This is a genomic window from Streptomyces sp. NPDC020875, assembly GCF_040641415.1.
GTDB lineage: Bacteria > Actinomycetota > Actinomycetes > Streptomycetales > Streptomycetaceae > Streptomyces.
On record NZ_JBFADP010000073.1, the window covers coordinates 23,009 to 33,565 of the forward strand.

The following is a 10,557-nucleotide window of genomic DNA, read 5'->3' on the forward strand; positions in this document are numbered from 1 at the left end:
ACGCCGGGTTCTGTCTCCGGATTGGTCATGGATCAGGTCCGGGCCGATGCCTTCGCCTCCCCACCTGGACGTTGACTTCGGCACGTAGGCAGAACTGGAGACGCGCGATTCACCACAAGCGGGCGGTCTGCCCTCCGGCGTCCACAGTGGGAGGGGCTGGACAGCCAGTAGGGTGCGTGGGGTGACTACTTCCTCCGTGCTCCCGCGTTCGTTCCGGCTGCTCGTGACGGGCGGGGGCACTGGCGGTCACACCTACCCGGCCCTGACGGCGATCCGTACTCTGCAAGGCCGCCTCGCGGATGCGGGCAGCGCGCTGGATGTGCTGTGGATCGGGACGGCGGACGGTCTCGAAGCCCGTGTCGCTCCGGCGGAGGGGATCGCGTTCAAGACGGTCGCTACGGGGAAGATCCGCCGTTCGTCGAATCCGCTCAGGATGCTGTCCGCCGCGAATGTGAAGGACATGGCGCGGGTGCCGCTCGGCGTGGCCCAGGCCCGGTCGATCGTGTCCGGTTTCCAGCCGGACGTGGTCCTGGCGACGGGCGGGTACGTCGCGGTCCCGGCCGGGCTGGCCGCTCGGCTGTGCCGCGTTCCGCTGGTCCTGCACGAGCAGACCGTCCGGCTCGGGCTGGCCAACCGCAAGCTCGCAAGTTCGGCGACGCGTATCGCGGTGTCCTCGGAGTCCTCGCTGCCGCTGCTGCCCGCCGAGGTGCGTGAGCGTGCGGTCGTCACCGGGAACCCGGTGCGGCCGGAAGTGCTGGGCGGCCACCCGGACAAGGCGATCGAGGCCCTGAGCCTGTACGGGTTCGACCGGCACCTGCCGACCGTCTACATCACCGGTGGCGCTCAGGGCGCCCAGCAGATCAACGACGTTGTCCATGGCGTACTGCCCTGGCTGCTGAGCCACGCGAACGTCATCCACCAGTGCGGTCCGGCGAACGTGGACGGACTCCGGTCGGCCGCCGCCGGGCTCCCCCCGGTCCTCGCCGGCCGCTACCACCTGACCGGGTTCGTCGGACCGGAGCTGCCGGACGTGCTGGCACTGGCCGGCATCGTGGTGTCCCGCAGCGGTGCCGGGACACTGGCGGAGCTGACCGCGCTCGGCAAGCCCGCGGTGTTCGTCCCGCTCGCCACATCAGCCGGAAAGGAGCAGGCCCACAACGCCAGGCACCTGGCCGACGCCGGAGCCGCGCTCGCCCTGCTCGGCGAGGTCACCGGCCAGGCTCTGCGAAACGCGGTGGGTCCGCTCCTGACCGACCCCGCCATGCGGGCGGGGATGGCTGAGCGGGCAAGGGCTCATGGGCGGCCGGATGCGGCGGACAGGCTCGTGGACGTAGTGCTGTCCGCCGCATCCGGCTGATCAGCCGCTTTCAGGGGTGGCGTCGTCCGATGTGCAGGGCCGTGCCCGCCTCGATCACCACGGCACAGTGGTTGAACGTGTTCTGGTCCTGACTCATCGGGTCGGGGACGTCACGGCCGGGGAGGTAAAGGCGGAGCTTGTGGGTGTGGTGCCCGCCGTCGATCGCGCGGAGCGTGTCGAGGACGGCGGCATCCATCGCCAGGATGCCATCCGCCCAGTCCAGGTCCTGCAGGGTGATCTGCTGTCCGCGGTGGTGGGTGAGGTCGAGCCCGAGGCGCCGGGCCGCGTTGATCATGGACGGGTCGGCGGGCTGATCCCGCCATTTGCCGATCAGCCCGGCTGAGCGGACCGTCACCGCCGGCCCGCCCCTGCGGGTGAGCGCGACCTGGGCGAGCGGGCTTCGGCAATGGTTCCCCAGGCATACGGTCAGGACCTTGCGCATCATGATCCTCCGACGGACTTGAGGGCCTGTTCGAGCGCGGTCACCACGAGGTCGATGTCCGTCTCGGTGAGGTGCTGGTGGAACGGGAGGCTGAGAATCTCCGCGCCGGCCTGTTCGGTGGCCGGCAGGCGGCGCTTCCAGGCAGCGAACGCGGGCTGGGTGTGGTTGGGCGGGTAGTGGACACCGACCCCGACGTCTCGGGCCCGGAGGTTCGTGAACACCTGGTCGCGGTGAGGGACGCGGACCTGGCACAGGTGCGGCACAGCGTGGTCCACATCGACGTCGATGAGCGTCACGCCGCCCAGCGGGGTGAGTGCGTCGCGGTAGGTCCGCCACAGATGGCGGCGGGTGTCCTCGGCGGCTTGGAAGCCGTCTAACTGGACCAGACCGATGGCGGCGTTGATGGATGAGAGTTGGTAGCGCAGGCCAAAGCCCTCCACCTGGTAGGTGGTGGTGTTCGCGCGCTGGCCCTGGGACTGGACCACCCCCAGTAGCCGGATGCGGCGGATCGTGTCGGCTTCCGTGGACGCGCGGGGGATCACCATGCCGCCCTGGCCGCAGGTGAGGTTCTTGACCGGCCCGAACGAGAAACAAGTCAGTGCCCCACTCGCCCCGACACGGCGTATGCCGTGGCGGGAGCCGAACGCGTGCGCCGCATCCTCGATCACGACGACGCCTCGTTCGTCGAGTTGCTCCTGGACGGCGGAGAGGTCGACGGGCCGACCGCCGAACAGCACCGGAATGACGGCGGCGGTCCCGTCGGTGACGGCGTCCATGACGAGTTGGTCGCTGACGCACAGAGTGGCGGGGTCGATGTCGACGAAGTGCGGGCTGGCGCCGACGGCCAGGATGGCGTGCACGGTCGCGCAGAACGTCATGGAGGGCACAATCACCTCGCGGCCGGGACCGACCCCGGCGGCGAGCAGCGCGGTGTGCAGGGCCGCGGTGCCGGAGGCGAGGGCCACGACGTCGGGGACGCCGAGGAAGTCGGCGATCCGCCGCTCGAACTCCTCGGTGATGTCGGTGTGTCCGTACTGCCCACCCTCCAGGACTCGGGAAACTGCCGCGATCTCCCGCCCGTACAGGTACGGGCTGGCGTTACGCCGGGCATCGGGCCTCGCCGATGCGGTCACGGTGCCTCTCCCTTCGCCGCGACCGTGCGCTCGAGCTCGGCGACGTCGCCGACGGCCAGGGTCGCGATGTAGTTGGTCAGGAACACGCCGGTCCGGCAGGTGAGGCGGCTGTGGTCGACCGGCAGGCCGAACAGGCCATTGACCATCTGGGCGACGAGATCCGCGCCGGCCGCCTCGGTCAGGGGGAAGCCGCCGGCGATCCGCGGGTTCAGCTCGGTGATGGTGATCGTGCCGTCGGCGGAGACAAAACCCTGGACGCAGCAGAGGCCGCGGGCATCGACGGCATCCAGCGTCTGCACAACGAGGTCGCGCACGTCGGGGTCGTCGAACGTGGTGGACACCGTTGCGAGGCCGGCCTTGACAAGATCGCGGCGGCGCAGGATGACCGAGGCACGGCCGGTCCGGTCCACCAGGCAGTCCGCCGTGAACTCGGAGCCGTGGATCCGCTCCTGCACGATGGGCTCCGGGACCAGCTCACACAGTACGCGTGCGTGCTCTCGGCGGCGGACGAAGTGCACGTTCTGTGCGCCGTGGCCGCGGCGGGGCTTGACGACCAGCTCGGCGCTGTCCGGGACCTGGTCGATGTCCTGCGGCTGCCAGGTTCGCGGGGTTGCGATGCCGTGCTCGGTCAGCACCTCGTGAAAGAGGGCCTTGTCGGTGCAGGCGCGCACCGACGAGGCGTCCGGGAGCCACAGGCGTACGCCGTCGCCTTGGAGTCGGGGCACCATCTGCGTCAGCGGTTCCAGGTCCGGCTCGATGCCGGCCACCACACCCTCCACGGCCTGATCCCGGCACAGGTGGGCCATGACGCCCGGATAGTCGGGGTCGTCGGCGAGGGGAATGACCCGGGGCACCACGGAGGGCAGCAGGAACCCGGGGGCGAGGCGGTTCGCATCAACCGCGATGACCGTGTGACCCAGGCGGATGAGGCTGCGGGTCAGTCCGAAGCCCGGGTTGGCGCCGACACCGGTCACCAGGATCCTACGCGGGGTGTACTGGTCAGTGGCCACGGGCTTCCTCTCCGGCGGGTGCGATCGCGTCCGTGGCGCGGGCCGCGTACGGGGTGCGCGTCAGCGGCGCCCAGCGGTCGGGGTTGTGCCGGTACCAGTCGACGGTCTCGGCCAGGCCCTCGTCGAAATCACGGGCCGGCCTGAAGCCGATCGCGGCAATCTTGTCCCAGTGCATCGAGTACCGCAGGTCGTTGGCCTGCCGGTCAGGAATGCAGGTGACCGAGTCCCCGTCCTTGCCGCACAGAGCCAGAAGCTTGACGGTCAGGTCCCGGACGGTGAGGTCGGTGCCGCCGCCCAGATTGTAGATCTCGCCCGGCTTCCCGTCGCACAGCACGAGTTCGACACCAGCACAGTTGTCTTCGACGTGCAGCCAATTCCGCACGTGCTGCCCCTGGCCGTGCAGGGTCACCTTCTCGCCCCGTAGGAGGCGGGTGGTGAAGAGGGGAATCACCTTCTCGGGAAACTGGCGGGGGCCGTAGTTGTTCGAGCTGCGCGTCACGCAGAGGGGCAGGCCGTAGGTCTGGAAGTGGCTCAGGGCCACAAGGTCGCCGGCAGCCTTCGACGCCGCGTACGGGACACCGGGCCGTAAAGGAGTTTCCTCGCTCGCCGAGCCTTCGGCCAGCGACCCGTACACCTCGTCCGTGGAGACGTGGACGAACTTGGTGATCCCGTGACGGCCTGCGGAGGCGGCCAGGGTCTGCGTGCCCAGGACGTTCGTCATGAGGAAGTTGTCGGCCGTGGTCAGGGAGCGGTCGACGTGAGACTCGGCAGCGAAGTGGACGACGGCCGTGTGCCGGCCCATGAGTTCGTCGACGAGCGGGGCGTCGAGGATATTGCCGTGGACGAACACCAGCCTCGGATCGAACAGCGCTTCCCCAAGGTTATTGGTGTGGCCCGCGTAGGTGAGCGCGTCCATCACGGTCACCCGGGACACGTCGTCCCGGCGCAGGATCCGCCGGACGAAGTGCGAACCGATGAAGCCGGCACCGCCTGTGACGAGGATTTCGTACATCTGACACCCGCCTTGGTCATGGATCGGGAAGGGACGGCGGCCCCCGGAACTCCGAGGTCGGGCCTCTCGGCGAGCCGCCGCCTGCATTCAGAGAACCGCCGGAGCCGGTGTGCGCGGGAGGCGAACCAGGGGGGCGAACAACGCACATCCGGTTCCCCCTTGTCAGCCTCCCGGCCTACGCTCGGATCCGCACCAGCAGCATCCACGCGCGGGACACCGGTTGACATGAGGGGGCTCCGTGGCACCCACGAAGGACCGCCGGGGCCATCCCAACGAGGACCTGGCCCGGCTCGTCAAACAGGCCGGCGCGAGCCACAAGTCTCTGGCAGCGCAGATCAACCAGATCGGAGCAGCGGCCGGCGTCCCGCTCAGGTACGAGCACACCAGTGTCGCCAGATGGGTGAATCTCGGAATGATCCCGCGCGGCCGCACACCTGAGTTCCTGGCCGCCGCACTGGGCGAACGTCTCGGCAGAGCGGTGAGCGTGACTGAGATCGGCATGTACAGCAGGTCTGGCGGAAACCCTGACATCGGGTTGGATTTCGCCCGCGACCCCATCGATGCGATCCGCGTCGCCGCGACCTACTGGAGAACCGTGGAACGCTCCCGCCGTCAGCTCATCAGCAACGGCTTCGCCATCGCCGCCTTCACCACCCCCGTAACCCGCTGGCTGGCCAAGCCGACCGACGCCCCGACCGCACATGAAGGCGTCCGCCAGGTCGGCCGCAGCGACCTCGACGAGCTGTGGAAGGCCGCCGATGAAGCCCGCCTGTGGGACTCCCGTTTCGGCGGCGGGAACTGGAAGGCCAGCTCTGTCACCGAATGTCTGCGCCTGAGCGCCGCACCGCTGCTGACCGGCACCTACACCGAACCCATCGGGCGGGAGCTGTTCGCCGCGACCGCTGAGCTGTCCCGGGTCGTGGGCTGGTCAGCGGTCGACACCGGCCACCACGACATCGCCCAGCGCCACTTCGTCCAGGCCCTGCGCCTGGCACGGGCCGCGGGCAACGTGGAGAGCGGCTGCTATGTGCTGGCCACCATGGCGCTGCATACCTTCCTGCGCGGATACCCCGAACAGGCCGCCGACATGGCCGAAGGCGCCTACGAACGCGGTCTCGGACACGCCGCACCCCGGGTGCTGGCCTTCGCGAAGCTGGCCGAGGCCCGCGCCCACGGGCGCACCGGAAACGCCGAAGCGGCCAAAACCGCGCTCGGCCGGACCGAGGAACTCCTCGACTCCATCCGGCCGGGCAGCCACGATCCGGAACAGCTCGCCTATATGACCCACGCCCGGCTCGCCGCCGACGCCACCGAAGTACACCGCGACCTGGCCGACCCCAGGGGCGCCCTCATCTGGAACGAGCTGGCCGAACCCATGCCGGCGGACCGTTTCACCCGAGCCACCGGCATCCGCATGGCCGTCCTGGCCGCCAGCCACCTCCAGAACCGCGAACTCGAACACGGCCTCACCGCCGCGAACACCTCGCTGCGCATCCTCACTAACGTCCACTCCACCCGCGCCCACAGCTACCTCCACGACGTGATTCGCGCCCTCACCCCCTGGAAGGGGCAGCCCGAGGTAGCCGACCTGATCCAGCGCACGCGGACCGAGCTGCCCGCCGCGGCCTGATTCCGGCGGACGACCACTGGGTGGATCACGCCGCAGGGTGGGTGTCCATGACGCTGCCACCCGCGCCCCTCCCGGGCCGGCCGACGCCCGCATCCGGCCCACGAGCGTGGCTGCCTTCCTGGCTACCTTCACAGCGCCGCACGCAGCAGAAACAGTCCCGTTTGAACGGATATGGACCAAGGTTCGGTGAGGCTATTCGATCTGCAAAAGATGCCTCCGACCTGCGATTTCGCTGGCCAGAGGCACTGAAAGGGGCAGACGAGCCGGGCCGTACGCCGGGTTCTGTGTCCCCGCCGGCCTCGCGACCGGTGGGGTGACGGCCATCCATCTAGGACCGGTGTTGCCACCGGCCTCGTGCGGTCTACCCGCGAACTCGGGCGAGCAGCCCTCGAACGTCCGCGCAGGAACACCGAAGCGCTCCCTCTTGACCTTGCTCCGGGTGGGGTTTACCTAGCCGCCTGAGTCACCTCAGGCGCTGGTGGTCTCTTACACCACCGTTTCACCCTTACCGGGGGCCGTACGGATACGGTCCCCGGCGGTCTGTTTTCTGTGGCACTGTCCCGCGGGTCACCCCGGGTGGCCGTTAGCCACCACCTTGCCCTGTGGAGCCCGGACGTTCCTCGGGGGGATCCGGGGATCCCCACGCGGCCGTCCGCCCGGCTCGTCTGCCGTGCCGTCCATGCTACCCGGCCCCGGTGGCCCGGCACGCCGACGCTTGACCTTGTCGCGGCGTCAGGGTTTCCACTGGAGCCATGAGGATCGGAGAAGTCGCCGCACTCGTGGGCATCACCCCGCGGACCGTACGCCACTACCACCATCTCGGGCTCTTCCCGGAACCCGACCGGCTGCCCAACGGCTACCGGGACTACGGGCTGCGCCACGCGGTCGTACTCGCCCGGATCCGGCGCCTGACCGAGCTGGGGCTCGGACTCGCCGAGGTGCGGGACGTGCTGGCGGACGACGCCGGGCGGGAGCTGGTGGAGGTGCTGGAGGAGCTGGACCTGGACCTGGCCCGGCAGCGGGCCGAGCTGGACCGGCGGCGGGAGCGGCTGGGCGAGCTGATCACCCGGGCCCGGGAGGGCACCCTGCCCGCCGAGGGGCCGGTGTCGCCGGAGCTGGCCGGGCTGCTGGCGGCGCTGCCGCCCACCGGGTCCCCGATGGCGGCCAAGGACCGGGACCATCTGGCGCTGCTGGACACCGTGCTGGCGCCGGAGGACCGGGGGCCGATGTACGAGGCGCTGCGGCCGATGGCCGGGGAGGGCCTGGAGTTGTACGAGGCGCTGGACGAGCTGGCGGACGCGGATCCGGACGACCCCCGGGTCGCCCCGCTCGGCGACGCGCTCGCCGCCCGGCTGCCGGACACGCTGATCGCCCTGATCGGGGACGCGCCGATGGTCGACGGCGGGGCCTTCGGGCAGGCGTTCCTGGCCGACTTCACGCCCGCCCAGGCCGCCGTCGTACGCCGGATGCTGACGGCCCTCGACACGCGCCGGGCCGAACTGGCCGCCGGGCCGGAGGCCGGGCCGGGTGGCGCGGCCGGTGACCATGAGGAGGGGACATGAACTGCCGTACGTCCGTCCGCCAGGTGATGTGGGCGCTCGTCCCCGTCGAACTGCCCCTGCTGATCGCGTCCGCCGCCGGGGTGCCCCTGCCGCGTGCGGTGGTCCTCTTCGCCCGGGTCCTGGTCGTGGCCGCCGTCGTCGTGGAGACCGTACTGCTGCTGCGCGGCTTTCTCGCGGCCCGCCGCCGGGGGCTGTCGCGGGGCGCGGCGCTGCGCGAGGCCGCGTACGGGCTGCTGCCCCGGGTCGCCGTCCGGCTGATGGCCCACGAGGTGCGGTGTCTGCGCAGTATCTGGCTCTGGGCGCGGCGGCGCGCGCACGGGGTCGGTCCCGGCGATCACGCCGCCGGGTACACCGCCGCGCAGTCCGCGATGATGTGGTCCCTGATCGGTCTCTCGGTGGTCGAGACGGTGGCTCTGGCGTTTCTGATCCCGTGGCCGGTGGTCCATCTGGTGCTGCTGGTGCTGGGGGTGTACGGCACCGTGTTCATGGTGGGGATGCAGGCGGCGTGTGTGGTACGTCCTCATGTGGCGGGCGCTGACGGGTCGCTGCGGCTGCGCTACGGCGCCCTGTTCGATCTGCGGATACCGGCCGGGGACATCGTCCGGGTCCGGATCGACCGCAGGTTCCCGCCCGGGAACCTGATCACCGCGCACGAGGACGGTTCGGTCGATCTGGCCGTGGGCGGCCAGACGAATGTCGCGGTGGACCTGGTGTCCCCGGTGACGTACGTACGTCCCCTGGGGCGGACGGGTACCGCGCGGACGATCCGGTTCCACGCGGACGATCCGCGGGCGCTGGTCGCGGCGCTCGGCGGCGGAGTACGGACGCTCTGAGGGGACCGGGGCTTCAGGCGGGGGCGAAGAGGACCCGGGCGGTGCCGGGGCGGGCCGCCGGATCCGCCCGGGTCAGCCGGACCCGCAGGGGTTCGCCGAGGGGCAGGGCACCGTCGCCGGTGACGCGGGCGACCACGGCCGGGTCGCGCAGTTGGACCGTACCGGCGGCCGGGTCGTCCTCCCGGACGTCGATCACCACACCGTCGAAGGTCTCCCCGACCCGGTCGCGCAGCAGGACCGCCTCCACGATGTCGACGCACTCCCGCTCGACCGTCGCGGCCCGGCGCGCGCCCTGCGCCATCGTCGCCGGAAGGTCGGCGAGGGCTTCCAGAATCCACTCGGGGACGCCCTGTCCCCCGCGGGCGGCGAGACAGAGTTCACCGGTGTAGCGGTCCACGAGCCTGCGCAGGGGCGCCGTGCAGTGGGTGTAGGCGTGGGCGACGGCCGCGTGGACGGTCGGATCGGGCAGTCGGCCGCCGGTGAAGACCGCGTAACCGGCGCCGCGCAGCAAGCTGGTGCATTCCATGAGGAAAGCGGCGTGGTGCGGTTCGCGGGGGTCGAGGGAGCGGATCACCTCTGCGTACGGGACGTGGTGCGGCCAGTCGACGCCGAGCGCCCGCGCGGTGAGCCGGAGCCGGGCGACGGCGCCGGAGGGGGCGGTGGGGAGCGTACGCAGGATTCCCGTACCGGATTCGATCATGATGTCGGCAGCGGCCATGCCGGTGAGCAGGGACAGTTGGGCGTTCCAGCCGTCGACGGGGAGCGGGGCCCGGTAGCCGAGCGCGTATCCGCCGTCGCGGCGGACGATCTCCTGCTCGGGTACGCCGAGGGAGACCCCGCCGCGTTCACGTTCCCGCTCCTCCCGGAGCCGGCCGACGGTCCGGAGCAGGGCGAGGGGTTCATCGGCCGTGCCGTCGTCGATCCGGCGCTGGGCGGTGGCGTAGTCGAGGCGTTCCCGGCTGCGGACGGTGGCCCGGCGGATGTCGGCGGAGACGGTACGGCCTTCGGCGTCGAGGTCGATCCGCCACAGCAGGGCGGGGCGGGGGCCGTCGGGCAGCAGACTGGCGGCCCCGGCGGAGAGTACGGGCGGGTGCAGGGGCACCGACTCGTCGGGGAAGTAGAGCGTCTGGACCCGGCGGTGGGCCTCGGAGTCGATCGTTCCGCCGGGGGTGACGAAGGCGGCGACATCGGCGATGGCGTAGTGGACGCGGTAGCCGCCGCCGTCCCGGCGGGCGAGATGGATCGCCTGGTCGAGGTCGGCGGCGCCGGGCGGATCGACGGTGAAGAAGGGGAGATGGGTGGCGTCGACGGGGTCGGGGCCCGGGGAGCGGGGCGCGGCGGCGGCGGCCGAATCCGCCTCGGCCAGCACCGCGGCGGGGAAGTCGTCCGGTACGCCGAGCTGCGTCCTCAGCTCGCGCAGGGCCTCGGGCAGCGCGGCGGCTTCGGCGGCGCCACCGGCGCGGATCAGGCGGCGGGGCATGCGTCGAGCGTAGGTCGGCACGGCTGCCGGCGCGCGGCGAGGCGGGCCACCGGCGCGCGGGGCATCGGCGGGCGGGGGGGGGCGGGGGGCGGGGGGGG

The 10,557-nt window shown here is 71.3% G+C and carries 9 protein-coding genes and 1 other RNA gene; 4 read left to right on the top strand and 6 right to left on the bottom strand.

All coding sequences use genetic code 11. From position 1 onward, the window contains the following. Positions 1-181: 181 nt before the first annotated feature. Positions 182-1,357 (top strand): UDP-N-acetylglucosamine--N-acetylmuramyl-(pentapeptide) pyrophosphoryl-undecaprenol N-acetylglucosamine transferase, encoded by a 1,176-nt coding sequence (locus tag AB0G74_RS30765; RefSeq protein ID WP_361152903.1) that lies wholly within the window; start codon positions 182-184, stop codon positions 1,355-1,357. A 10-nt stretch (positions 1,358-1,367) separates the two neighbouring features. Here the strand turns inward: AB0G74_RS30765 and AB0G74_RS30770 are convergent, their stop codons facing one another. From AB0G74_RS30770 to AB0G74_RS30785, 4 genes are read right to left on the bottom strand one after another with little or no spacing between them, the layout of a single operon-like run. Next, positions 1,368-1,802 carry a low molecular weight phosphotyrosine protein phosphatase gene (locus tag AB0G74_RS30770; protein ID WP_361152907.1) on the bottom strand — a complete coding sequence of 145 codons (435 nt, stop codon included), beginning with the start codon at positions 1,800-1,802 and terminating at the stop codon, positions 1,368-1,370. After that, complete coding sequence (locus AB0G74_RS30775) at positions 1,799-2,932, bottom strand: DegT/DnrJ/EryC1/StrS family aminotransferase (RefSeq protein WP_361152909.1); 1,134 nt, start codon at positions 2,930-2,932, stop codon at positions 1,799-1,801. Before AB0G74_RS30775 ends, AB0G74_RS30770 begins: the two co-directional genes overlap by 4 nt. Further along, positions 2,929-3,942, bottom strand: coding sequence for an ATP-grasp domain-containing protein (locus AB0G74_RS30780; RefSeq protein WP_361152912.1), 1,014 nt, complete (start codon positions 3,940-3,942; stop codon positions 2,929-2,931). The genes AB0G74_RS30775 and AB0G74_RS30780 overlap by 4 nt, the downstream gene beginning before the upstream one ends. Continuing rightward, positions 3,932-4,954, bottom strand: a complete 1,023-nt coding sequence (locus AB0G74_RS30785) for a dTDP-glucose 4,6-dehydratase (RefSeq protein ID WP_361152914.1) — start codon at positions 4,952-4,954, stop codon at positions 3,932-3,934. The genes AB0G74_RS30780 and AB0G74_RS30785 overlap by 11 nt, the downstream gene beginning before the upstream one ends. A 238-nt stretch (positions 4,955-5,192) precedes the next feature. Here AB0G74_RS30785 and AB0G74_RS30790 point away from each other — a divergent pair, with 238 nt between their 5' ends. Then, a complete protein-coding gene (locus AB0G74_RS30790) occupies positions 5,193-6,584 on the top strand; it encodes a sporulation protein (RefSeq protein WP_361152916.1) in 1,392 nt (463 codons plus the stop codon). Between the two features lie 255 nt (positions 6,585-6,839). Here AB0G74_RS30790 and rnpB read toward each other — a convergent pair. Continuing rightward, positions 6,840-7,248, bottom strand: an RNA gene (gene rnpB / locus AB0G74_RS30795) — RNase P RNA component class A. A gap of 88 nt (positions 7,249-7,336) precedes the next feature. Here rnpB and AB0G74_RS30800 point away from each other — a divergent pair. Continuing rightward, positions 7,337-8,146 (top strand): MerR family transcriptional regulator, encoded by an 810-nt coding sequence (locus AB0G74_RS30800; RefSeq protein WP_361152919.1) that lies wholly within the window; start codon positions 7,337-7,339, stop codon positions 8,144-8,146. Then, on the top strand, positions 8,143-8,979 hold the full coding sequence (locus tag AB0G74_RS30805; protein WP_361152921.1) for a hypothetical protein: 837 nt from the start codon (positions 8,143-8,145) through the stop codon (positions 8,977-8,979). The genes AB0G74_RS30800 and AB0G74_RS30805 overlap by 4 nt, the downstream gene beginning before the upstream one ends. Before the next feature lie 13 nt (positions 8,980-8,992). Here AB0G74_RS30805 and AB0G74_RS30810 read toward each other — a convergent pair whose 3' ends face one another. Continuing rightward, positions 8,993-10,459: an RNB domain-containing ribonuclease gene (locus AB0G74_RS30810; protein WP_361152923.1), complete on the bottom strand. Its 1,467-nt coding sequence runs from the start codon at positions 10,457-10,459 to the stop codon at positions 8,993-8,995. Between the last annotated feature and the right edge of the window lie 98 nt (positions 10,460-10,557).